Below are 25,478 nucleotides of genomic sequence, written 5' to 3'. Positions count from 1 at the left end.
GGCAGTTGATACGTTGTATTCTTTTTCTTCACATCCGTTGATTATGCACTTGTCATCCTCAGTATTTTTGCGTAGAATTCGCGCCCTATTATGAATATTTATAGCGTGCTCTGAAACCTATTAACGGGTGCGCGGAAAGCGGAGTTTTATATGTACGCAGTTTTCCAAAGTGGTGGTAAACAACACCGAGTAAGCGAAGGTCAAACCGTTCGCTTGGAAAAGCTGGACATCGCAACTGGTGAAGCCGTTGAGTTTGACCAAGTTTTGATGGTTGCTAATGGTGAAGAAATCAAAATCGGCGTTCCTTTCGTCGATGGCGGTAAAATCAAAGCTGAAGTTGTTGCTCATGGTCGTGGCGAAAAAGTGAAGATCGTTAAGTTCCGTCGCCGTAAACACTACCGTAAGCAAGCAGGCCACCGTCAGTGGTTCACTGACGTGAAAATTACCGGCATCAGCGCTTAAGATTAGGAGAGCGGATTAAATGGCACACAAGAAAGCTGGCGGCTCAACCCGTAACGGTCGTGACTCTAACGCACAACGTCTGGGCGTAAAACGTTTTGGCGGCGAAAGTGTACTGGCTGGCAACATCATCGTTCGCCAACGTGGCACCAAATTCCACGCAGGAACTAACGTTGGCTGCGGGAAAGATCATACTCTGTTTGCTTTGACTGATGGTAAAGTTCAGTTTGAAGTTAAAGGCCCGAAGAACCGTAAATTTATCAGCATCGTTGCTGAATAATTTTTCGCGTTAGGTCTTACAGATTTAAGCCCCGCAATCTTTGCGGGGCTTTTTACATTCTGATTCTGAGTAAACCATCTGGATAAGTATGAATACTAAACAACAGACGGGTATCGGTCTTTGTCTGGCGCTTACCACCGCTGTTTGCTGGGGCGCGTTGCCGATAGCTATGAAACAGGTTCTGGTGGTTATGGAACCTTATACGGTTGTTTGGTATCGCTTTATTATCGCTTCGATTGGACTTGGCATTATTTTGTCATCCCGGAAGAAGCTACCGCCAATGCAAGTTTTCCGTCATCGGCGTTGGTGGGTTTTGCTGCTGATTGCTACGGCAGGCCTCTTAGGCAATTTTGTTTTTTTTAGCTCGTCTCTGCAATATCTGAGCCCGACGGCGTCTCAGGTTATTGGGCAGCTTTCCCCGGTTGGTATGATGTTCGCCAGCGTACTTATCCTGAAGGAAAAGATGCGCGGCACGCAGGTCATTGGAGCGATCATGCTGATCTGTGGCCTGATCCTGTTTTTTAATACCAGCCTGATTGAGATTTTTACCCGATTAACAGACTACACGCTGGGCGTACTGTTGGGTGTTTGCGCTTCGGCGGTATGGGTATCGTATGGTGTGGCGCAGAAAGTCCTGTTACGGCGTCTGACTTCGCAGCAGATTCTGTTTCTGCTGTATGTCTTGTGTGTCGTCTTTATCACACCTTTTGCCAAACCTGAGGTTATTTTCCAGCTTAGCGGATGGCAGCTTCTTTGCCTGCTATTCTGTGGCGCTAATACATTGATTGGGTATGGTGCACTAGCGGAGGCGATGGCTCGCTGGCAGGCCTCGCAGGTTAGCGCGGTCATTACGTTAACGCCGCTATTTACGCTGCTGTTTTCCGATTTATTGGCGTTAGGGTGGCCAACTTTTTTTGCTGCTCCAGTGTTGAATTGGGTTGGCTATGTAGGAGCCTTTGTCGTTGTTGCTGGTGCTATGTTTTCCGCTATCGGCCATCGCTTCTTCCCTGGAAAGAAAGAACCTGTACCATCATTGATGGTGAAAAAGTAACTTAAGATAAAGCATATTGCAGTGGTCACAGCCATCTTTTGATAGTCTGCATGTGTTGTTTATTTTTAATACAGATGAAATTATTGGAGCAGGCAGGTACAATCCTGCTCCTTTGCTGGAATGCGTTCTGGTGCGTCAGTTTTTTAATGGTGAGTAGAAATACGCTACATGCCGTAAAATCAAAAAGTTACGCCAAAGAGAACCAATAACAAGCCTAAAACACGTAGATATTCTCTATTGGTTTTTTGCGGAGAGAATCAATGAAGTTTGTAGATGAAGCCACAATTCTCGTTGTGGCGGGCGATGGCGGTAACGGTTGTGTCAGCTTTCGCCGTGAAAAATATATTCCTAACGGTGGCCCGGACGGTGGTGATGGCGGTGATGGCGGTGACGTTTACCTGCTGGCAGACGAAAACCTGAACACGCTGATCGACTACCGTTTTGAAAAATCCTTCCGCGCTGAGCGTGGACAAAATGGACAAAGCCGCGACTGTACTGGTAAACGCGGTAAAGATATTACGATTAAAGTCCCTGTTGGTACCCGCGTTCTTGATCAGGGTACCGGCGAGGTGCTGGGTGATATGACGCGCCATCAGCAGAATCTGATGGTAGCTAAAGGCGGTTGGCACGGTTTAGGTAACACGCGTTTTAAATCGTCCGTCAACCGTGCCCCTCGTCAGAAGACCAGCGGCACGAAAGGCGAAGAGCGTGAGCTGACGTTGGAACTGCTGTTGCTGGCTGACGTAGGAATGCTTGGCCTGCCTAACGCAGGTAAATCGACCTTTATCCGTGCAGTATCAGCGGCGAAGCCGAAAGTGGCCGATTATCCGTTTACCACGCTGGTACCGAGCTTGGGCGTAGTCCGTATGGATAGCGAGCAGAGCTTTGTCGTGGCGGATATCCCTGGATTGATCGAGGGGGCATCCGACGGTGCCGGGCTGGGGATTCGTTTCCTTAAGCACCTTGAACGTTGTCGTGTACTGCTGCATTTGGTTGATTTGGCACCGATCGATGAATCAGATCCGGTTGAAAATGCCAAAATCATTATCAACGAGTTAGAACAGTATGGCGCTGGCTTGGCAGAAAAGCCGCGTTGGCTGGTTTTCAACAAGGTTGATTTGATCGACAAGGCTGAAGCAGAAAAACGTGCTAAGGACATTGCAGCTGCGCTTGGCTGGGATGATAAATACTACCTGATTTCTGCGGCAAATCGTGAAGGTGTTACTCCACTTTGCTGGGATGTGATGAGCTTCCTGAAAGCCAATCCGAAAATGGCGGCGATTGCCGAAAGTGCGCCAGAAAAAGTTGAATTCATGTGGGATGATTATCACCGTGAACAACTGGCTGAAGTAGAAAAAGAAGCCGAAGAAGAGTGGGATGATGATTGGGACGATGAAGATGATGAAGGTGTTGAGATTATCTATCAAAAGTAATCCATTCTTCAGCTAGTCAATTCTCGCCTATCACGGCCTTATCCTGTCAGGGTAAGGCCGTATTTTTATGCTAGTTGCTCTGATAAATGTCTTTGTAGAGACGGCTTTCAAATCTCACCAGAGGGACACGACGTGCGCGCTGGTCTTCTGGCGGTACGGCATAGCCTGACAGGAACTGCACGAATGCCATACGCTGTCCGCTCGCGGTGGTAATGAAGCCTGCCAGGTTGTATACGCCCTGTAATGCTCCAGTTTTAGCCGAAACTTTGCCGTCAACACCAGCTTCATGCAGGCCCCCACGATAGCGTAGCGTGCCGTCATAGCCAGCAAGCGGAAGCATCGTGATGTAATTCAGCTCACTATCATGTTGCGCGATGTACTGTAATACCTGCATCATCGTTTCCGGTGAAATCAGGTTGTGTCGTGACAGGCCTGAGCCATCCACCACAATACTGTTTCCTAAATCTACACCCGCCTTCTGACGCAGGATCTGTCGTACTGCATCCGCACCTGCACGCCACGTTCCCGGTACGCTAAAGCGTTCATGCCCAATGGTGCGAAAAACGGTATCGGCAATCATATTGTCCGATTTTTTTAGCATGATAGTGAGCAGGTCGTGTAGCGGAGCCGATTGCGTCTGAGCCAGCACGCTTCCCGCAGGGCCTGGTTGTGTTTGGCGGCGTAGACTGCCTTTAATGCGAATATCTGCCTGCTGAAGTTCATCTTTAACGATAGCACCGGCATAGCTGGCTCCATCCTGAATCGCGAATGCCAGCGGAAGTGGCTCTGTGCGCTGAGTTAGGCAGCCTGTGAGCGTAAAGCGATTCAATTCTCCCGGGACGACATCCAGTTCGCAGTACTGGGCATCAGGGGATCCTTTAGCCAGCGTGCGCACTTCACTGAACATCTGCACCGGATAATAGGATGCAACGCGGATAAATGCGTTATCACCCGCTTTAGGCGCACTGTAAAGTGAGACGGAAAAGCAGTTACGATCGACAATTGCCGCGCCCGGCGGGGCGCTGAAGCACTGTGTCATGTCGTTCCAGGGCCAGCCTGGCGCTTTGTCGTGGCTGGCAAAAACGGAAGTATCGATCAGCACATCGCCTGATATTTCCTGTATTCCTCGTTTCCTTAATTCCTGAACCATATTCCGTATTTGTTGGCGCTTCAATGTTGGGTCGCCGCCAAACCGTACGATCAGGTTGCCGTTCAGAATACCGCTGGTTACGGGACCATGGCTCTCCATCGTGGTGATGAATCGATAATCTGGGCCCAATTGCAGTAATGCAGCTAATGCGGTTATCACCTTTTGCGTACTGGCAGGAAGCGCCATTTGCTGGCTATTGAAGGCCATGCTGGGTGTTGTTGCACCAACTTTTTGCACCAATAACGCCAAATTGGCGCCATCAGGCAAATATTGACGATGATCTTCAACAGAAGCTGCATTGGCATGCAGAACAAAAGCGCAGGCAAGTCCGGTAACAATCGATGAAAAACGCATAATCTCAGCTAAGAACGGGGTAACGTGTGGTCATACTACGGCGCAATAAGGTCTAAAGTAAACGATGACCCTCATTGAACTCTGGGGTAAAATACGTATCAAAATGCAAAATCGCTGCTAGCCTGGAAATTTTGTTCCGGGGCTGGTTGCTTTTGTTTTATGTCCAGTGAGGACTGGGACGTTGCAGAGACTCCGTCGCCTTTGATTTTTAGCGCGTCAGGATGACGATTATTTGAGTCTTACGGACTTTTTTAGAGGTATAGACAATATGAAACAATTTCCGATGACGTTGCGTGGCGCTGAAAAATTGCGCGAAGAGCTTGACCACCTGAAATCTGTACGCCGACCTGAAATTATTGCAGCGATTGCCGAAGCCCGTGAGCACGGCGATCTGAAAGAAAATGCAGAATATCATGCTGCACGCGAGCAGCAGGGGTTCTGTGAAGGGCGTATTCAAGACATTGAAGCAAAACTGTCTAACGCGCAGGTTATCGATGTCACAAAAATGGCCGCTAACAACGGGCGTGTCATTTTTGGTGCAACCGTGACAGTGATGAATCTGGATAACGAAGAAGAGCAAACTTACCGGATTGTTGGTGATGACGAAGCGGATTTTAAGCAGAATCTGATCTCTGTTAACTCTCCGATTGCTCGTGGCCTGATCGGCAAAGAACAAGATGACGTTGTGGTCATTCGTACACCGGGCGGCGACGTGGAATACGAAGTACTGAAGGTCGAATATCTATAATTTTTGCCGTATTGTTGATTAAAACAGCAAAAATTGTAAAGAAAAGAAAAAGGCCGCTTGCGGCCTTTTCTCTAACCGAGAGGCATGGCACCTTTCCGTTAAAACTGAGTATCCTGAAATAAAAAGTGTTATCGTGGTAACACAATTTTACGTTCTTTCGCAGGACGGTAGAGCACCAACGTATGGCCGATGACCTGGACGTTAGCTGCACCCGTTTCACGAACAATCGCTTCAACAATCAAGGCTTTGGTTTCGCGGTCTTCTGTCGCTACTTTTATCTTGATCAGCTCGTGATGTGCTAATGCTTGTTCGATCTCAGCCAGAACACCTTCGGTGAGACCGTTATTGCCCAGCATGACAACCGGTTTTAGCGGATGTGCCAAGCCTTTCAGGTGTTGTTTTTGTTTATTACTTAGGTTCATTGTCTTTTTTACTTAGGTTGGGATTGAAAACGGTTCATTCTACCGCCATCTCATGATTATAACCAATTTGACTGTTCTGATTGGTAATATGTGAGAAGTTTCTCCCCACCACGAGCGTGTTACTGAGAATAGTTGGAAAATCGATGGCGAATAAAAAGCGTTCTGCAAGCTCCAGTCGCTGGTTGCAGGAACACTTTAGCGATAAATATGTGCAGCAAGCCCAGAAAAAAGGGCTGCGATCACGCGCTTGGTTTAAACTTGATGAAATACAGCAGGGCGACAAACTGTTTAAACCCGGTATGACGGTTGTGGATTTAGGCGCTGCACCTGGCGGCTGGTCACAGTATGTGGTCACGCAAATTGGTGGAAATGGTCGAATTATCGCCTGTGATATTTTACCGATGGATCCGATTGTTGGCGTCGATTTCCTGCAAGGGGACTTTCGTGATGAACTGGTCCTCAAAGCCTTGCTCGAAAGGGTTGGCGATAGCAAAGTTCAGGTGGTGATGTCTGACATGGCCCCTAACATGAGTGGTACACCAGCCGTTGATATTCCGAAGTCGATGTATCTGGTTGAATTAGCACTTGGTATGTGTCGGGATGTATTAGCACCAGGCGGAAGTTTCCTGGTGAAAGTGTTTCAGGGAGAAGGCTTTGATGAATACCTGCGGGAAATTCGCTCCCTGTTTACGAAGGTGAAAATTCGTAAACCAGACGCCTCACGTGCCCGGTCTCGTGAAGTGTATATTGTAGCGACAGGGCGCAAACTGTAGTACCCTAACGCTGTTTTTTAACACAGTTGTAATATGAGGTTAATCCCTTGAGTGACATGGCGAAAAACCTAATTCTCTGGTTAGTCATCGCAGTTGTGCTGATGTCTGTTTTCCAGAGCTTTGGGCCCAGCGAGTCGAATGGCCGTAGGGTGGATTATTCAACCTTCTTGACTGAAGTGAATCAGGATCAGGTCCGTGAAGCACGTATTAACGGGCGTGAGATCAGTGTTATCAAAAAAGACAGCAACAGATACACGACTTACATTCCTGTCAATGACCCCAAGCTACTGGATAACCTGCTAACGAAGAATGTGAAAGTCGTTGGTGAGCCACCGGAAGAGCCGAGTCTGTTGGCTTCTATCTTTATTTCCTGGTTCCCAATGCTGTTACTGATTGGCGTCTGGATCTTCTTCATGCGTCAAATGCAAGGCGGCGGCGGTAAAGGTGCCATGTCCTTCGGCAAGAGCAAAGCGCGTATGTTGACTGAAGATCAGATCAAGACGACGTTTGCGGATGTAGCCGGTTGCGACGAAGCGAAGGAAGAGGTTAGCGAGCTGGTCGAATACCTGCGCGAACCTAGCCGTTTCCAGAAACTGGGCGGTAAAATTCCAAAAGGCATTCTGATGGTCGGCCCACCGGGAACCGGTAAAACGTTGCTGGCGAAAGCCATTGCCGGTGAAGCGAAAGTGCCTTTCTTTACGATCTCCGGTTCTGACTTCGTTGAAATGTTTGTCGGTGTCGGTGCTTCCCGTGTTCGTGACATGTTCGAACAAGCGAAGAAAGCTGCACCTTGTATCATCTTTATCGATGAAATCGACGCCGTTGGCCGTCAGCGTGGCGCAGGTTTAGGCGGTGGTCACGATGAACGTGAGCAAACGCTGAATCAAATGCTGGTTGAGATGGACGGCTTTGAAGGCAACGAAGGCATCATTGTTATTGCGGCGACTAACCGTCCCGATGTTCTTGACCCAGCGTTGCTGCGTCCAGGCCGTTTTGACCGTCAGGTTGTTGTTGGGCTGCCGGATGTTCGCGGTCGTGAACAGATTCTGAAAGTTCACATGCGCCGCGTTCCGTTGTCTCCAGATATTGATGCGTCAGTTATCGCTCGCGGTACACCTGGTTTCTCCGGTGCGGATTTGGCGAACCTGGTTAACGAAGCTGCATTGTTCTCCGCTCGCGGTAACAAGCGTGTAGTTTCGATGGTTGAGTTCGAGAAAGCTAAAGACAAAATCATGATGGGCGCAGAGCGTCGTTCCATGGTAATGACGGAAAAGCAGAAAGAATCGACGGCGTATCATGAAGCAGGGCACGCCATCATCGGTCGCCTCGTGCCAGAGCACGATCCGGTCCATAAAGTGACGATCATTCCACGTGGTCGCGCACTGGGTGTGACGTTCTTCCTGCCCGAAGGTGATGCGATCAGCGCGAGTCGTCAGAAGCTGGAAAGCCAGATCTCTACACTGTACGGTGGTCGACTGGCCGAAGAAATTATTTACGGCGTAGAACATGTCTCTACCGGTGCGTCGAATGACATCAAAGTTGCAACCTCGATCGCCCGTAACATGGTGACGCAGTGGGGCTTCTCTGAAAAACTGGGTCCATTGCTTTATGCGGAAGAGGACGGTGAAGTCTTCCTCGGTCGCTCTGTAGCAAAAGCCAAGCACATGTCAGACGAAACGGCGCGCATCATCGATCAGGAAGTGAAATCTCTGGTTGAGCGTAACTACCTGCGTGCTCGTGAACTGTTGATGGCAAATATGGACATTCTTCATTCAATGAAAGACGCGTTGATGAAGTATGAAACCATTGATGCACCACAGATCGATGATTTGATGGGGCGTAAGAAAGATGTACGTCCGCCTGCGGGTTGGGAAGAGTCTCGCTCTGACAACGATTCTGGTAATGGCGGCGGTACACCTAAAGCCCCTACACCAGTGGATGAGCCACAAACGCCTAATCCTGGTAATACAATGTCTGAGCAAGTGGACGACAAATAATTCGCTCGTGATAGACATCTGTAACATTACGAAACCCCAGCTCAGTCTGGGGTTTTTTACTGGTCATGTTCTTCAAATCATATTTCATGCTAACTACACCAGAAGCGGAGGTAAATCATGCAGCTGGTTGCCAGAGACTCAACGCTGGACCTTTCCTGCCCACATGTCATGGGTATTCTTAATGTTACACCGGACTCTTTTTCCGATGGCGGCAAACACAACAAGCTCGATGCTGCATTACTGCACGTTCAGGAGATGATTACCGCTGGTGCGACCCTGATTGATATTGGCGGCGAATCGACGCGTCCTGGGGCGAGTGATGTGAGCACGGAAGAAGAACTGGCTCGTGTGGTGCCCGTGGTTGAAGCAATTGCTAAACGCTTTGACGTATGGATCTCGGTCGATACCTCAAAGCCGGAAGTGATGACGGCGTCAGCGCAGGCAGGGGCGCACCTGATTAATGATATTCGCGCTTTGCAAGAGCCCGGTGCTCTGGAGGCGGCTGCGGCAACCGGTTTGCCAGTGTGTCTGATGCATATGCAGGGAATGCCACGAACCATGCAGCATAAACCGCATTATGATGATCTGATGCAGGACATTGGGAATTTTTTACAACAGCAGATTGAACGCTGTGTGAACGCCAATATTCCGAAAAGTAAGCTATTGCTGGATCCTGGGTTTGGATTCGGTAAGAATCTTGCCCATAATTACGCGCTTCTGGCTCGCCTGAGTGAGTTACATCGTTTTGAACTGCCTCTTCTGGTTGGTATGTCGAGGAAATCTATGATTGGACAGCTCCTCAATGTACCGCCTGCACAGCGTGTTCATGGCAGCGTCGCCTGTGCAGTCATCGCGGCAATGCAGGGAGCACAGATTATTCGTGTTCACGATGTTAAAGAAACGGCTGATGCCATGCGTATTGTTGAGGCCACCCTTTCTGCGAAGGAATAAAAACGAAATGAGTAACCGTAAATATTTTGGTACCGATGGCGTACGCGGCAAGGTTGGCGATACGCCGATTACACCTGACTTTGTGCTTAAACTGGGCTGGGCCGCAGGGAAAGTGCTAGCACGTCATGGTTCCCGTAAGATTATTATCGGCAAAGATACCCGTATTTCTGGCTATATGCTGGAGTCGGCGCTGGAAGCTGGGCTGGCCGCTGCCGGTTTGTCAGCTTCTTTTACCGGCCCGATGCCTACGCCCGCGGTTGCTTATCTTACCCGTACGTTCCGCGCAGAAGCGGGTATCGTTATTTCTGCTTCTCACAACCCGTATTACGACAACGGTATTAAGTTCTTCTCGATTGACGGCACCAAGCTGCCGGATGAAGTAGAAGAAGCGATAGAAGCTGAACTGGAAAAACCGCTGACGTGCGTTGAGTCTGCTGAATTAGGAAAGGCCAGCCGCATTGTTGATGCCGCCGGGCGTTATATCGAGTTTTGTAAGGGAACTTTCCCGAGCGAGTTGAGCCTCAATGGCTTAAAGATTGTCGTCGATTGCGCCAATGGTGCTACCTATCATATCGCTCCCAGCGTATTGCGCGAGCTTGGCGCTAAAGTCATTGCGATTGGCTGTGATCCGGACGGCATGAATATCAATGAAGAGTGTGGTGCGACGGATGTTAGACAGCTACAGGCTCGCGTGTTGGCTGAAAAAGCGGATGTTGGGCTAGCATTCGACGGTGATGGCGATCGCCTCATCATGGTCGACCACTTGGGTAACAAGGTCGATGGCGATCAGATTCTGTATATCATTGCCCGCGAAGGCCTACGCCAAGGGCAACTCCGCGGTGGTGCAGTGGGAACTCTGATGAGCAACATGGGGCTTGAGGTCGCGTTAAAGCAACTCGGTATCCCGTTTGCTCGTGCCAAGGTGGGTGACCGCTATGTGTTAGAAATGATGCAGGCAAAAGGGTGGCGTATCGGGGCGGAAAACTCCGGGCATGTCATCTTGTTAGATAAAACCACAACGGGCGACGGTGTGATTGCTGGTTTGCAAGTACTTACTGCGATAGTGAAAAATCATATGAGCCTGCATGATTTATGTAGCGGTATGAAGTTATTTCCACAGATCCTGGTTAACGTGCGATTTACGGGTGAAAACGATCCGCTGGAAGACGATAATGTGCAGCAGATTACGCAGGATGTAGAAAAAGAGTTGGCTGGACGCGGACGAGTATTACTGCGTAAATCGGGTACTGAGCCACTCATCCGTGTGATGGTTGAAGGTGAACATGAAGAGACGGTGATAGCGTTGGCGAATCGTATTGCTGATGCCGTGAAAGCTGTCAGTTGAGGTTTTTTGATTCGCCAATCAGGTAGATAAGGCTTTCAATGTGCACCTTGTGTCGAAAGCCGCTGTTTTTTTCTGCAATCAACCGGTGGCGACCAAATTACCCTTGCGTACATTACATCCTTTGGTTAGTATTCAGACCCGCTTGATAAGGGATGTACGCTACATCCTGCTTAGCGGAATGACACGCGGTTTACCGCCAGAATATAGCATCTCCATGAATCATGGGGAAAACGGTTAACGGGTACGACTATGTACGAAGCTCTATTAGTGATTTTCCTGTTAGTATCGATCGGGTTAGTTGCCTTGATCATGCTTCAGCAGGGTAAAGGTGCTGATATGGGAGCGTCGTTCGGAGCAGGTGCTTCTGCCACTTTGTTCGGTTCGAGCGGCTCTGGTAATTTCATGACCCGCATGACGGCGATACTGGCGACCCTGTTCTTCATTATCAGCCTTATTCTCGGCAACTTAAGTTCGCTGCAGAAAAGAGGCGGTGCATGGGATAACCTGAGCCAGCCAGAAAAAGTCGAGCAGACGACAACGCCTGCTGCGCCTTCAACGCCGGCGAGTGACATTCCGAAGTAAGCGTTTTAAAGCAGTAATTGTGATGCCGTGGTGGTGGAATTGGTAGACACGCTACCTTGAGGTGGTAGTGCCCGATTGGGCTTACGGGTTCAAGTCCCGTCCTCGGTACCAACATAAAAAATAGACGTCAATGGACGTCTATTTTTTTGTCTTTAATTTCTGGTATCAGTCTTACAAACGTACCAGTTGCTTGCCAAAGTGTTTACTGTCTAACAAATCGATAAAGGCTTGGGGCGCGTTCTCAATTCCCTCAATAATGTTCTCCCGATATTTCAATCGTCCTTTCTCTACGGCATCGAGTAGCCAAATGTCGGCTTCCGCATAGTCTTTGAACCATTCAGTTACGAGAAAAAAGCGACTCAGAGGTGCCTCGGGCAAAGAAGAGAAAAATGCCACTGGGCTTGAAGCATCAACATCACTCCCTTGATTATAGAGTGCCGCGCTGCCACAAACAGGAACTCTGGCGCCTTCGTTAAGCAATCTGGCAATAAAGAGCGAAACTCTACCACCAACATTTTCAAAATAGATATCTATCCCGTTAGGACAAGCGGCCCGCAAGGCCTGATTTAAATCATCTTCTTTATAATTAATGCAGGCATCAAAGCCTAATGTCTCAACGACATAGCGACATTTCTCTTCACTGCCCGCTAGGCCGACAACTCGGCATCCGGCCTGTTTACCTAACTGACCGACAGCGGATCCCACGCCTCCGGAGGCGGCGGATACCACCAGTGTTTCCCCCGCTTTGGGTTTGGCTATTTTATTCAGGCCAAAATAAGCGGAACGTCCCGGTGTGCCTGCAGCTCCCAAAAAAATAGAAGGCGATAAGGTCGTCGGTAATACGCGATGAGTAATAAAATCCTGAGGCGTACCGATATAGTATTTCTGCCAGCCAGAAAAGGTGAATACGCAGTCTCCAACCTGAAATTTTGGGTTTTTCGTTGCGATGATATTACCTATTGTTTCCCCTTGAATAACCTCTCCGGGCTTGATAGGGCTAACAAAGGCTGTATTTTTGCTGAGTCGAGCGCGTGTGTATTGGTCAATAGATAGCCACTTATTTTCAACTATGTATTCGCCGGGTTGTAACGCATCGATTTGGCGTTCATCAAGCCTGAAGTGTTCTAACTGGGCTGGGCCATCAGGATGGTGAGCGAGTACGATTAGTTTATTTGTTAACGGGTTCATAATATTCCCTATATTCATCATTCATTACGCATGGCTTGATGGCTGGTTCAGGCCGCGTTATCGCGCGCATGTGAAGACCAGCGATATTTTGGCCATTTGAAGCTGAAAATTACGAGCAACAATGTTAGAGGCCAGCCGCTGATCAGGACGAGGGTATCCATTGGTAATCCGGGTCGGTGTGAAAGGGTATAAATGACGATAGCTTTTATCAGATAGGCCAAAATCCACACCAATGAGACTTCGTTCCATATTTTGGTGTACCGTGGGGTGCCATAGTTAGGAAGTGTTTTTAGTCTTGGTGTAGCCTGTTCCGCTAGTGTCTGTATGACAGGACGTCCGAGCATGCTGTAAATGCTGAAGATAATCACGGTGGACATTGCGCCGCTGACGGATAAGAAGACGCTTTCCTGCTTGATATCAAACAGCATATACCCTTCCAAATAAAGATAATGGCTTAGCCCTGAGACCAAAATAAGGGCGATAATCGGCAGGTAGCCTTTCCAACGACTGATATATTGCAGGACACCAGAATAGATAGCTGTAATTAATAGCGCAGCGCCCGCCCCCCATTGCCAGAAAGCGATATTGTAAATAATAATCGGTAAGATAATGGTTAGGATGGCATCGCGTGATACCAGATATTGCCAAACGGTTAACGACGGTGTATCGCTCATTTGCTTCTCCTCGCTTATGTGATAAAGCCGCCGTTAGATATTTGGCGGATGTGTTACCGCAATACGTGCTTTAACTTCTCTGCTATGCGCGAAATATGCGGTGTATTCATCATGGAGATATGATCGCCAGAAGCTGTTAGTACAGTCAGATATCCTTCCGTCAGACGATGCCACCCTAACCCTGATTCGGGCAGGCGGGTACGACCCGGTAAAATATCTTCTGCTTCAACGACCAGTAAGTCCCCAGGGTAAGGTGCGCTGCGGTAGGTCTCCGCTGCGTAAATATGTGATTGTAAAATTTTGAGAAAATCTTGAAATTCTTGCGGTCCAATCTCATCAGGCACCAGCCCCACGCGCTTAAACTCTTCCAGAAAACGCGCTGTGCGCTGCTCATCACTCATGTTTGAAAGCGACTGTTCTGAAAGATTGAAAGATGCACCGGTAAATAAGGCCACTTTATGTGCAAAAAACGCCAGACGTTCAGCCTCATTCATGTTTGCCGAGTCGTCGATATTGATCTCTGGCGCAGGCTGATCCAGTACTAACACGGTGGGGGTTATACCTTTTTCCGCGAGTTGCTGTGCCATTTCAAAAGCGATGGTCGCACCGAGAGACCACCCTCCCAGAACCAGACGAGAGTGATGAATAACGTCACCGGCTTGTGACAGATAAAAAGCGGCAAGCGCTTTGATATCGGCGTTATAAGGCTGGTTAACGCTGAAATCGGGCACCTGAATACCGTAGACCGGATAGCTCTCGCCCAACTCACGCGCCAGTGCGGAATAGCACAGGACATTCCCCCCCGCAGGGTGGATCAGAAGCAAGGTGGGATTATCTTCAGGCTGGCCACGATTGATTGTTACCCTTGCAACTTGAGTCTGGGTTCCTTTTTCTTCAATCGCGCGTGCCAACTGAGCAATGCTGCTGTTTTCGAACAGTAGCCCCAAAGACAGAGAGGTTCCGAAGTGCTGATTAACGCTCAGGATGAGTTTTAATGCGCTGAGAGAGTTTCCGCCAAGCGTGAAAAAGCTCTCCTGCGTATCAATGGTATCGTTTTGTAAGATATCGCGATAAATCTCGTGCAGGTCGTGTTCGCACTGATTTTCCGGGGTATGAAGCGATATCCGTTTTTCCGCTGAGGGTAGGGGTAACGCGGCATAGTTTATCTTACCGCTGGCAGTTAATGGCATCGCTTCTAGCCACACCCAGCGTTCGGGATGCATATAGTCCGGCAATTTCTTTTGTAGTGCTGCCTTTACTGCGGCCTGATGGGGTTCGGTAATACCGCATACATAGGCGGTTAAGACGGCTTCGCCATGGGGCAGCGTGTTTTGTTTAATGGCAACGTGAGTCGCATTAGCGACCTGTTGTAATGCCTGTTCGATTTCTGTCAATTCAACACGGTAGCCGCGCACTTTAACCTGACGATCCAAACGCCCCATAAATTCCAGGTTGCCATCAGGCAAGAAGCGGCCTTTGTCACCGCTGCGATAAAGCCGCTCGCCCTCAAGGTAAGGATGGGGGATAAAGCGTGCCTGATTTTGCTCCGGCAGGCCGATGTATCCTTCTGCCACATGTGAACCACCCAGATAAATTTCGCCCGGTAACCCGGCAGGGACTAACTGGTGATAAGGATCGAGCAGCAGGACATGGCTATCGGACAGGGGCTTACCGATGGGCAGGTAGTCACCTGAAAGAGTGCTAAGGTCGTTCGGTACCGGATAGGTTGTGACGCCGACGGTACACTCAGTTGGGCCATAATGATTGAGAATACGGCAAGACGTTTGGAACTCACGTATGCGCTTGATGAGTGACAGAGGAACGCGTTCTCCGCCGATAACCAGCAACTGCCGAGGTAATAATGCTTCTGCCTGCGGTGAGGTCAGTAACGTCGCTAAATGGGACGGAGTGATCTTTATGCAATCTACGGGGTAGTGCGTCAGATAAGCAAATAGTTCCTGTGGTGAGCGGAGCAATTCCGTGCTGATCACATCTAGCTGGCCTTGATGGATTAGCGCGGGAAATAATACCGTGTGTGCCAAATCGGTTGTGAAGGATGAGAACATGCCGTAGTGGGCATTGGGCGGCAGGTTGAGCACTGGACGAATGGCCTGACAGTAGTGGCTTAGCTGTGAGTGTTTGACCTGAACGCCCTTAGGTTTGCCGGTACTGCCCGAGGTATAAATGATGTAGGCAGGGCCATCCGTAACTGTTTGTGGCTGCGATGGATTGCTTACCGGCATCACGTTGCGATTTTGTCTTACGTAGATGCTGGGGAGCATTTCTCCGGGCGTCTGTTCATCAATGATGACGCAACGGGCGTCAGCGTTTTGCAATATGAATTCAACCTGCTGTGTGGGAAGATCCATATCGATTGGTACATAGCATCCGCCTGCTTTTAACACAGCCAGAATCGCAACGACGTAATACTCGCTTTTAGGCATAAAGAGCGCGACACGTTCACCGTGCGCGAGCCCGTCTTGCTGTAGTTGATGAGCCAGCTGGTTTGCCCGTTCGTTGAGCTGGGCATAGGTGAATGAACGCCCTTCACAGCGAACCGCGATGGCATCAGGTCTTTGCCGTACTTGTTCTTCAAACTGCGTATGAATGGCTGATGGTGGGGTGTCAGCGGTCGGGTGGCATTGTGCGATTGCCGCACGGCGTTCTTCGTCGCTTAACAGTGAGATATCTCGAACGGCTAGCTGCGGTTGGGTAATTATTGTTTCGATGATAGTACGCAGATTGCTTAGCATGCGCTCGACGGTGGCTCCGGAGAATAATGCATTACTGTAGTTCATGGTAAACAGCAAACCGCCATTATCTCTATCTTCTTCTATCCATAAATTCAGGTCTACTTTGGCACTGCCATAATCGACTTTTAGCGGTTTATATTTTATTCCGCTGTTTCGATTGTGAAAATGAGGGAATACCTGATACGTCAATATTGCCTGAAATATGGGGTTTATTTGGGGGTTACGAGTATAGGTGATTTCATCCAGAATATAATTGAATGGCACATCCTGATACTTCATGGTTTCTTCACATTCGAGGCGAGCAACATCAATGAGATTGGTAATGCTAGTGTCGGAAATAATATCAAAGCGTAATGGTAGGGTGTTCATAAATAACCCCATCATATTTTGCGTGGTTGGTAAATTTCGATTAGCAAAAGGGACGCCAATGATAATTTCCTGCTGTCCGCTGTATTTATGTAGCAGGATTTTATAGGCCGTGAGAATGATATGAAATTGTGTTGCCCGATGCTGTGTTGCACAATCTTTTAAGCGCTGACAGAAAGCTTCGTCAAAATAATCAATGACGATCCCGCCAGTGGTGCTCATTTTGGCAGGGCGAGGGTAGTCTGTTGCCAAATCTAGTTGCCCTGATATGCCATCCAGCTTCTTAGCCCAATAGGCAAGCCCGGTCTGGTATTCACCTTGGGAATACCATCGATTTTCTGCCAGGGCGTAATCGGAAAACTGGAGCGTTTTTTCGATGTGCAGTGTATCTCCCTGCAACAGGCGGAAGTAGTTCTCTATTAACATTTTGATGAACAGATTTAGCGTCCATCCATCGGAAATAATGTGGTGAAATGTTAGAAATAAGACATAGTCGTACTGGCGTGTTTTGACCATATGGAGATAGACTAAAGGACCATTTTCCAGATCAAAAATAATCTTCCCTTGTTCTTTTGACATATTCGAGATGTATTTCTCAATATCTTCTTCGCTGAATGTGGAGATATCGTCAAAATGAAAAGGAAAGGACATTTCTTCAGCAATACATTGGCATACTTCATTGTCGACCAAACGGAATGTCGTTCGTAGAATGTCATGTTGCTTCATTATATAGTTAAGTGTTTGCTGGATGCGATGCGGCTCCATTTCATGTTCAATTCTACTCGCGAGAACATAGGGATTATTATAGACCTGATTATTGTCGAGATACTGAGAAAGCATCCAAATACTCTTCTGAGCACTGGTCATGGGGAAATGCACTCTGCCTGGCGAAGTCTGTGGGGAAATAGTTTTACCTGCTTGCGTACCACCCGCTTTCTTTTTTTCTTTTGCCAACTTTTTAAGTTCATCAATGCTAAGTGAAGTGAGTTTTCCGGTAGGATTCTGTGTCATTGTCGAGTCTCGTGTTGTGACTTTCTGTTTTCACAATGACGAAGACCTTCTACATGACTGTAGAAGGTCTTCGTGTGTTTAGTCTTGAAGTAAGGATTCCAGTTCAGTGAGAATCAGCATGGCTAACCCTTTCACTGTCTGGTTCTGGTAAAATAGATCAACGCGGATATCGATTTCAAAGATGCCCGAAACCGTAGAAACGACCTGCACTGCCAGCAGCGAGTTTCCGCCCAGCTCAGTAAAGCTATCGTTAACACCGATACCTGAGATCCCCAGAATGGACTGCCAGACTTTGATAATTTCCTTTTCAATGTCGTTTTCTGGCGCGACATAATCGACAGAGAGCGCAGGTCTGGAATATCCTTCCGTCGCTTCATTATCCTGCAAGATAGACTCAGGTGTTTCCTGTTCTGGAATCGTCTCATAAATGAGCTGTTCCAGATCGCTGGTGACGATCACGATTTGCTCAAATTCCAGGTGAGCAAACTGGCGCTTCATGGCGTCAATCCCTTCAGGCAACATAATGTCTTTATCTGCCAGATTGACTTTGACCGCTGCGGGGACCGACGTTGACACCTTCTCTGCGGTAACAACCTGATTGTCTGACGTAATTTTCAGCAGCGTATAGTTTTCCAGTATCAACAGTGGAGTACCTGTCGACGAAAGGAAAGTAATATCCATGACGATGGAATTGTCTTGCGGCTGATATGCCTGTTTGAGTTTGACGTGGGCGTAGCACTCTTTTTCCAATGGAGACAGGAAGACGAGTTTCCCATAGCTAATCGGTAAGTAATTATTCGTGGTAATCAGGATAATGCAGGATATCGCTGTTGAGTCGATGATCGCAGGATGGTACGGATAACGCGTCAAATCGTGCTGATATTCGTTCCCCAACACTTTGTGTATCAGCCACTCGTTATCCCCCTGGAAGATCTCACTATGATTATTCCAGCGTTGACTGAAAGAGAGGAAATTACCGCCAGTACTGGCATTTCCCAACTCGGTAACAAAAGGCGAATAGGGGAGTTTGGTCGTGCAGCGCTGTTTGATGGCATCGAGCGATGACGGCACGATGTGAGACACCTGAACGCTGTGACCTATTGCCCCTAATGCATGCTCTTGCCATGTCAGTTCAAGTAGACCCCGGCTCTTGAGGCTAAATTGATAGCCTTTTCCATCCTGCGTGACGAACAGTCTCATAAACCGAGGCCAGGCATCGGTATAGATAATTGGTTTGGTCATCATCAGGTTTTTGACCTGCAGATTTTCCTGAGGCTTGAAGCATGTCATGAACTCATGTAGCAGCGATAAGATCGTCGTTCCCACCAGTGAGGGCTGCTGAGAAAGGCGATGCTCATCGATAACCCAGTCGTTTACGGTGAGATTGACCTGATAGCTTTCCCGCATATTTTCACGTTCAACGAGCGTGAGTAAATCCCCTGTGACTACCTCAGCGACAGGCGCTTTGTTGTTTTTCTTCTCTTCTAACTGTTTGTTCCAACGGGCCGCCATGCCAACATCGCCCCATTGTCCCCAATTTATCGATACTGAACGTCCGCGCCGATGCTGGTTGCGATAATGGGCAAAAGCATCCATAAATGCGTTGCCAGAGCAGTAGTCAATGCGGGCTTCATCACCCACAATGGCGGTAATGGAGGAGAAAAGAATAAAGAAGTCAGGCTGCTTGTCTTGCAGAAGCTCATCCAGAATGAGCGAACCTGCGACCTTAGGATCAAGCACGCTGGCGCAATCGGCATCGCTTTTCAGAGGAATGATGCCACCGCCGGGCACGCCTGCGGTATGGAATACTCCATCGATCTGTGGGAATGCGGATAGCATGGTGCTCATTCCCTGATAGTCACAGACATCCACCTGTGCTAAATGCACCGGGTTGCCATGGGCTTCCAGACGTAAAATGCTTGCCAGCTTTTCACTGGTAGGATCATCGACAGAGTGCTGCTGGATCCAATTATGCCATTCCTCACGCGGCGGTAGAGCGGAACGATAAGTCAGAATTATCGTTGCATGGCTTGTTTCACACAGATGATTGGCGACCAGTATTCCCAGACCGCCAAGACCACCAGTAATGAGGTAAACGCCGTCATTTTTTATCTCAGCAGGCTCGCCTATCGCGTCATCTTCCAAATACACGGCCTGATAACTTTCTTCCCAGCGCTGATTTCCGCGGTAAGCCACCAGATTGCCGTGTGTTGTGATTTGGCTTTCCGCAATCAGACTGTGGGCAAGTTCATCAAGTTGTTCGGCGTTTTGTTTGAGATCGAGATCCACCAGATGGCACTGTACTTCGGGATATTCGTGATAGAACACACGAGAGGGCCCTACCAGCAGCGCATTTTCCGGTGAAGCAACGTACTCACCCATTACACTGAACGTGTTGCTGGTGGCGAAGATCACATGCAGATCGTCCAGCAAATTCTCGTTCACCAGTGCCTGCTGAAGATAGAGGGCTGGGTAGAACGTATTCAGCGGTGAGGAGAGATAGGTGTGCTTCAGCGGTAGTACCTGTTCTTCCGCCATCAGGTTCCATAAATACAGGATACGCGATGGGCGTAGCCCTTGTTCCGTCAGGCTTTTCAGTAATCGGACATAATCGGCGCGCGAGGAGGCGTTGAGGGTATACCGACCTTCGGAAGGCGATTCCTGATACTGTGCCCCTGGGGTGACGAAAAAGACGTTATGCCCCTCTTTTTCCAGTATTTGCTTCGCGCGTTCCGCGATGCCCTGTGGATCGGTCAGGATCAGCCAGCAGGTGTTCTCGGCTTCAACACGTTTGCCCGTCATGTATTTTGCCGGGATCGTTTTTTTCCAGGTTGGCATATAGAACCAGTCACCGATATCGGCCTGTTTCCGCTTTTTAGCCTTAACAGATAGTTCACTCTGCGCGTCATTACTGGCTGACGACAAGGCTGGCAGGGCGAAGCGTTTGCGTTCGAAAGGGTAGCCCGGCAGCGGGATGCGGCGACGGTGCTGCTCTGGATGATGCAGATGCCAGGGAACGTCTACGCCGCTAGCCCAAAGAGCGCCGAGTGTTGAGAGGAGATGCTCGCCGGATAAGGCAACGTCTTTTGCCGTGGGTAGTGAGGCATAAATTAAGGCGCCGTCTTCCGCGCTGAAATGCTGCTTGGCGGATGATTCCAGTGAGCGCCCCGGCCCGACTTCAAGGAACACGAAGTCGTGATGTTCTTCATCCATCAGCGTTTTGAAGGCATGAGAGAACAGCACCGGATTGCGTACGTGACGTACCCAGTAGTCGCTGTTTTTCGCCAGTTCTTCAGTGACCCATGCGCCGTTAACGGTAGAGACAAATGGGATCTGCGGCGCATGGAGCTTGATGCTGTCGATGACCTTTTTGAAGGCGGGCAGCATCGGTTCCATCATGTGTGAGTGGAAGGCGTGTGAGGTATCCAGATGTTTGCAGAAGATATTACTGTCTTCCAACTGCTGTTGGAAACGCGCGATATCGTTTGAAGCACCGGCGATGACGCATAATCCCGGGTAGTTCACCGCCGCAATTTCCAGTTTGCTACCGTGCAGTTTTGCCCTCAGACTTTCTTCATCAAGCAGAACAGCGAGCATATCTCCTGCGGGTAATGCCTGTACCATTTTGCCCCGCAGCGCCACGGCTTTCAGCGCATCTTCCAGTGAGAACACGCCGGACAGACAGGCTGCCACATATTCCCCTACGCTGTGGCCGATCATGACATCCGGCTGAATGCCCCACGACATCCACAGTTTTGCCAGACTGTATTCCACCACGAACAGGGACGGTTGGGTAAATTGGGTTTCATTGATGCGGGAAGCGGCGATATCGTCGCTGTCCTGAAAGATAATAGACGTCAGATTGACGTCCAAAATCGGTTCCAGATACTCACAGCATTGATCCATGCTCGCGCGGAAGACGTCGTAGGTATCGTACAGTTCACGCGCCATGTTGACATACTGGTTGCCCTGTCCTGGGAACATAAACACGACGGATTTTCGATTTTTTCCCTGTTGGCTCACCACGAACGAAGGTTGTTCCAGTTTGGCCAGCAGGGAATCACGATCTTTCCCGATGATGGCTGTGCTGTGTGAGAACTTTTGTCTTCCGACCTGTAGGGTGTAGGCGATATCCGCCAGATTAGCATCGTCATGTGCACTAAGGTAATCGCGCAGGCGGCGTTTCATATCGTCCAGCGCCGTACGACTTTTAGCGGAGAAAGGTAAAACCAGTAGGCTATCGTCATGGACATCACCCGCTTCTAACTGCGGAGCGGCTTCCAGAATGACGCAGGCATTGGTGCCGCCAACGCCGAAAGAGTTCACCAGCGCACGGTGCGGCGTCTCCGACGGTTCCAGCTCGCTGAGTTCGGTGTTCATGATGAACGGACTGGTTTCAAACTCAATGTTAGGGTTCGGCGATTCGAAATGAAGTGAGGCTGGCAGCTTGCCGGTTTCCAGTGCCATTGAGGCTTTGATGAGGCTGGCCATGCCTGATGCCGCGTCCGTATGGCCGATGTTAGTTTTCACCGAGCCCAGACGGCAATACTGGGTTTTATCCGTATATTCCTGAAACGTTTGGGTGAGCGAAGTGAATTCAATAGGATCGCCCAGCGCCGTCGCGGTACCGTGAGCTTCAACAAAATTGATTGTGGCGGGATCAAGCTCTGCATTAGCGATAGCCTGTTTGGCAACGGCGATTTGTCCGTGGATGCTCGGTGCGGTAAAACCGGCTTTCAAATTCCCGTCATTATTCACTGCGCCGCCTTTTAGCACGGCGTAAATATGGTCGCCGTCGCGTACGGCGTCATTCAGACGCTTCAGTAGCACCACGCCAGCACCACGGCTGAACACCGTACCGTTGGCGCGGGAGTCAAAGGCATAGCAGCGGCCATCTGCGGATTCCATGCCGCCTTGCATATAGGAGTAACCCCGACGTTCTGGCGTATCCACGGAAACACCGCCTGCGACGATCAGATCGCTTTCCCCGTTCAACAGGCTATTCATGCCCATGACGACGGCCACCATCGCCGTTGAGCAGGCAGTCTGTACGTTAACACTCGGCCCTTTGAGGTTGAGCTTGTAAGAAACCCGTGTCGTTACGTAATCTTTATCATTGTTGGTGACGACCGATGCGCCACTGGCATACTTCTGTACTTCAGGATGGGCATTCACTTTGCTCAAGTGCCAGGCGGTTCCCGTTCCGCCGAAGATGCCCACTTTTCCAGGGTAAGTAGCGGGTACGTAGCCTGCATCTTCAAAGGCATGCCAGCAGCACTCCAAAAAGACACGATGTTGTGGATCCATAATTTCGGCATCGCGGGGCGTAATATCAAAAAAATTAGCGTCAAAGTGTTGTGCGTTGCCTAAAATTCCCCGGCGACGAATATAGTTGGGTGAGGCGATCATCTCTTCTTCAATGCCTGACTCCCTCAGTTCTTCTTCACTGAATGTGCTGATTGTCTCCACGCCGTCCAACAGATTTTGCCAAAATATCGCGGTATCTTCCGCACCGGGAAAACGGGCTGACATTCCTACAATGGCAATATCCTTGTCGCGGAACTGTTCTTGCTCTTTCATTTAATTACCTCACCATGAATATATTCGCCTTCTGTCACGATAAATTGCATGAACCTTCCTTCTCTGAATAAAATCCAGAGAAGGAAGACGACGCATTTCGTCGTGAATATAGAAGGGACAGCTAAATTAGCGTGATTTAGTTTTTGCTAGCTGCAAGCTCTGCTTTTACCTGTTTAAGAATATCTTTCAGGTAAAGTGCAGAAGGGTGCTGATATAATGCCTTGATGTATGCAGGCATGGTTGGTGCCGGTTTTTTACCCCACTTTTTTAGCGCGTTTGGCAGAAGCGCTCGGCCAACACCATGGTAGTGAGTGGGTTTGGATGAGGCTTTATGGCTTTCTACAATATGAATAGCAGCAGCCACTTTTGATTTTGTTGCATAAATAGCACTTAATTGATTTGCAGACATGGTATTACCACCTATTATCAGTGAAATAAGGATGATGAAACATATTACCCATTATAGGGCGGTTATTCCCCTGGAGTATGAATACGCTTTTTGCGTAATTACTTCTTGCTACTTGATTTCCCAGCGTGTATTTCGCTAATGCGTTTGCTTAGCATCTGTACCGTTGGGTATTGGAATAAATCAACAATAGAGATAGGTGACTCTATTTTGTTTTTTATTTCTCGATAAACTTTGGACATCAGCAGGGAGTTCCCTCCTGCATCGAAAAAATTTTCTTGAATAGAAACTTTGGGATTATTAAGTACGCTCCGCCAGATAGAAATAATATTTTTCTCTATCTCTGAAGGTAATATTGCTTTGTCATTTGACATTTTTTCACCATTAGTTATTTACGCAGGAACACAGTTTGGATTTGTCAATTTTTCCATTAGGATGCGTTGGCATTTTTTCCAGCACAATGAAATGGGATGGCACCATAAAAAAAGGCAGAGCTTTGGCAAGGTGCGCTTTTATTTCCTGAATATCGATGCTCTTTTGATGCCGTAATACATAAAATGCCGATAGCGATGGCGTTGAGCTTTCTGAGCGTTTTTCGAGAATAACGGCGGCATGGTTAATTTGCGGCAGTGACTGTAAGTGAGTTTCTATTTCTGCTAACTCAATACGGTGTCCGCGCAATTTAACCTGGCTGTCTATTCGGCCAATGAACTCCAGAACGCCATCGGCGCGCTGCTTAACCCAGTCGCCGGTTTTATACATTTTCTGCCCGACCTGATGGCTAAAAGGGTCATCAACAAACCGCTCCTGCGTCAGTTTTTCCGCATGCAGATAGCCCTTTGCCAAAATATCCCCTGCCAGATAAAGTTCACCGCTTTCCCCCAATTCGACAGGCTGTTGTGCTTCATCTAATACATAAGCGGCGGCATGAGGGATTGGCTTGCCAATTGGAGCAATTTTTTCCTCTGCCCCCGGTTGGCAGAGCCAGTGACAGGCAAATATTGTTGCCTCGGTGGGGCCGTAGAGGTTGTGGATTTTTCCCAGATATTGTTGGGAAAGATCGTTGACCAGAGTTTGATCGAGCGCTTCACCACCGGAAAAGATATGGCATAGAGAGGGGCAACGAGATAGCACCTCCGCATCAGCAATGACGCGCAGCGCCGTTGGCACAAACTGTGCGACGGTGACCTGATGACGGTATATAAATTCTGCCAGCAGCAGCGGATCGTACTTGGCGTCCTCCGTGATGACGGCACAGCTTGCGCCAGCGATCAGCGGCCAGAAAATTTCCCACACTGACACGTCAAAACTGAATGTGGACTGGTTAAGGACAACGTCTTTGTGATGCAGGCCGAAGGCGCTTTGCATCCATGCCAAATAATTGACCACCGTCCGGTGGCTGACCATAACGCCCTTTGGCGTTCCGGTGGAGCCGGAGGTGTACATCACATAGCAAAGATGTTCTTCGCTAACCGTGGGAAGTGTTGGCGCTAGCTGAGAGGTCAAATCGACCTGGTTGATATCAACCATCTTACGACGGCCTAGCGTCAGCGCGTGTTCATCGTCAGTAATGACCAGACGCGCATCGGCATGATTGACCATATAATCCAGACGTTCATGTGGATAGTACGGATCAAGTGGTAAATAACAGGCACCGGTTTTCAAAACGCCGAGCAGGCTGACGATAAGATTCGGGCTTTTATTCAAATAAATACCGACAACATCCTGCGGCTTTACGCCCCGCTGCAACAGATCGTGCGCCATTGCATTTGCACGCAGATCCAATTGCCGGTAGGTCAACGTTTCTGTATCGCTTCTCAGAGCGATGGCGTCCGGCGTTTGATGCCGCTGCTGTTCAAATAGGGTATGGAGCACTCTTGCCGATGCCATGATCTGATCCTCTGGTGATGCCAGGAAATCACGCCAGGCATCCTTTTACGCGTTATGCAGATACG

General features: G+C 49.0%; 19 protein-coding genes and 1 tRNA gene. 11 read left to right on the top strand and 9 right to left on the bottom strand.

Annotated elements, in window-relative coordinates:
* The first annotated feature begins 150 nt into the window (after positions 1-150).
* From rplU to cgtA, 4 genes are all read left to right on the top strand, one after another.
* Entirely contained in the window at positions 151-462 is a 312-nt protein-coding gene (gene rplU / locus CLR69_RS12875) for a 50S ribosomal protein L21 (RefSeq protein ID WP_010283026.1), read from the top strand.
* Between the two features lie 19 nt (positions 463-481).
* Entirely contained in the window at positions 482-739 is a 258-nt protein-coding gene (gene rpmA / locus CLR69_RS12870) for a 50S ribosomal protein L27 (protein ID WP_005971498.1), read from the top strand.
* An 88-nt stretch (positions 740-827) separates the two neighbouring features.
* Positions 828-1,790, top strand: a complete 963-nt coding sequence (locus tag CLR69_RS12865) for a DMT family transporter (protein ID WP_129702779.1) — start codon at positions 828-830, stop codon at positions 1,788-1,790.
* Between the two features lie 260 nt (positions 1,791-2,050).
* Positions 2,051-3,223: an Obg family GTPase CgtA gene (gene cgtA, locus CLR69_RS12860; RefSeq protein ID WP_129712833.1), complete on the top strand. Its 1,173-nt coding sequence runs from the start codon at positions 2,051-2,053 to the stop codon at positions 3,221-3,223.
* A gap of 70 nt (positions 3,224-3,293) precedes the next feature.
* Here the strand turns inward: cgtA and dacB are convergent, their stop codons facing one another.
* A complete protein-coding gene (gene dacB, locus CLR69_RS12855) occupies positions 3,294-4,727 on the bottom strand; it encodes a serine-type D-Ala-D-Ala carboxypeptidase (RefSeq protein ID WP_129702781.1) in 1,434 nt (477 codons plus the stop codon).
* Positions 4,728-4,995: 268 nt separating this feature from the next.
* On the opposite strand from dacB, the gene greA reads away from it, so the two are divergent.
* On the top strand, positions 4,996-5,475 hold the full coding sequence (gene greA, locus CLR69_RS12850) for a transcription elongation factor GreA (RefSeq protein ID WP_129702782.1): 480 nt from the start codon (positions 4,996-4,998) through the stop codon (positions 5,473-5,475).
* 128 nt (positions 5,476-5,603) lie between these two features.
* Here greA and yhbY read toward each other — a convergent pair whose 3' ends face one another.
* Positions 5,604-5,897, bottom strand: coding sequence for a ribosome assembly RNA-binding protein YhbY (gene yhbY, locus CLR69_RS12845; protein ID WP_010283039.1), 294 nt, complete (start codon positions 5,895-5,897; stop codon positions 5,604-5,606).
* A gap of 143 nt (positions 5,898-6,040) precedes the next feature.
* Here yhbY and rlmE point away from each other — a divergent pair, with 143 nt between their 5' ends.
* The 6 genes from rlmE to CLR69_RS12810 all read left to right on the top strand — a co-directional run bounded on the left by rlmE (position 6,041) and on the right by CLR69_RS12810 (position 11,656).
* On the top strand, positions 6,041-6,670 hold the full coding sequence (rlmE, locus tag CLR69_RS12840; protein ID WP_005971510.1) for a 23S rRNA (uridine(2552)-2'-O)-methyltransferase RlmE: 630 nt from the start codon (positions 6,041-6,043) through the stop codon (positions 6,668-6,670).
* Positions 6,671-6,717: 47 nt separating this feature from the next.
* Positions 6,718-8,667: an ATP-dependent zinc metalloprotease FtsH gene (gene ftsH, locus CLR69_RS12835; RefSeq protein WP_165324926.1), complete on the top strand. Its 1,950-nt coding sequence runs from the start codon at positions 6,718-6,720 to the stop codon at positions 8,665-8,667.
* Between the two features lie 117 nt (positions 8,668-8,784).
* The gene (folP, locus tag CLR69_RS12830) at positions 8,785-9,618 is read left to right on the top strand and encodes a dihydropteroate synthase (protein ID WP_129712832.1); all 834 of its coding nucleotides are present in this window, start codon (positions 8,785-8,787) and stop codon (positions 9,616-9,618) included.
* A gap of 7 nt (positions 9,619-9,625) precedes the next feature.
* A complete protein-coding gene (gene glmM, locus CLR69_RS12825; protein WP_129702785.1) occupies positions 9,626-10,963 on the top strand; it encodes a phosphoglucosamine mutase in 1,338 nt (445 codons plus the stop codon).
* A gap of 249 nt (positions 10,964-11,212) precedes the next feature.
* Complete coding sequence (gene secG, locus CLR69_RS12815; protein ID WP_010279668.1) at positions 11,213-11,545, top strand: preprotein translocase subunit SecG; 333 nt, start codon at positions 11,213-11,215, stop codon at positions 11,543-11,545.
* Positions 11,546-11,569: 24 nt separating this feature from the next.
* Positions 11,570-11,656, top strand: a tRNA-Leu gene (locus CLR69_RS12810).
* 60 nt (positions 11,657-11,716) lie between these two features.
* Here the strand turns inward: CLR69_RS12810 and CLR69_RS12805 are convergent.
* From CLR69_RS12805 to CLR69_RS12775, 7 genes are all read right to left on the bottom strand, one after another.
* Positions 11,717-12,754 carry an NADP-dependent oxidoreductase gene (locus tag CLR69_RS12805; RefSeq protein WP_242451604.1) on the bottom strand — a complete coding sequence of 346 codons (1,038 nt, stop codon included), beginning with the start codon at positions 12,752-12,754 and terminating at the stop codon, positions 11,717-11,719.
* Between the two features lie 26 nt (positions 12,755-12,780).
* Complete coding sequence (locus tag CLR69_RS12800; protein ID WP_129702789.1) at positions 12,781-13,407, bottom strand: hypothetical protein; 627 nt, start codon at positions 13,405-13,407, stop codon at positions 12,781-12,783.
* Positions 13,408-13,460: 53 nt separating this feature from the next.
* Positions 13,461-17,537: a non-ribosomal peptide synthetase gene (locus CLR69_RS12795; protein ID WP_129712831.1), complete on the bottom strand. Its 4,077-nt coding sequence runs from the start codon at positions 17,535-17,537 to the stop codon at positions 13,461-13,463.
* A 78-nt stretch (positions 17,538-17,615) separates the two neighbouring features.
* Positions 17,616-23,117 (bottom strand): type I polyketide synthase, encoded by a 5,502-nt coding sequence (locus CLR69_RS12790; protein WP_129712830.1) that lies wholly within the window; start codon positions 23,115-23,117, stop codon positions 17,616-17,618.
* A gap of 136 nt (positions 23,118-23,253) precedes the next feature.
* On the bottom strand, positions 23,254-23,526 hold the full coding sequence (locus tag CLR69_RS12785; RefSeq protein ID WP_165324928.1) for a hypothetical protein: 273 nt from the start codon (positions 23,524-23,526) through the stop codon (positions 23,254-23,256).
* A gap of 98 nt (positions 23,527-23,624) precedes the next feature.
* Entirely contained in the window at positions 23,625-23,897 is a 273-nt protein-coding gene (locus tag CLR69_RS12780) for a phosphopantetheine-binding protein (RefSeq protein ID WP_129712829.1), read from the bottom strand.
* Between the two features lie 10 nt (positions 23,898-23,907).
* On the bottom strand, positions 23,908-25,413 hold the full coding sequence (locus tag CLR69_RS12775) for an amino acid adenylation domain-containing protein (RefSeq protein WP_129712828.1): 1,506 nt from the start codon (positions 25,411-25,413) through the stop codon (positions 23,908-23,910).
* Positions 25,414-25,478 lie beyond the last annotated feature (65 nt).

Origin of the sequence: Pectobacterium zantedeschiae (assembly GCF_004137795.1) — a bacterium.
GTDB classification, from domain to species: Bacteria; Pseudomonadota; Gammaproteobacteria; order Enterobacterales; family Enterobacteriaceae; genus Pectobacterium; species Pectobacterium zantedeschiae.
The sequence above is the reverse complement of the archived record's forward strand: the minus strand, read 5'-3'. Positions and strand labels throughout refer to the sequence as shown.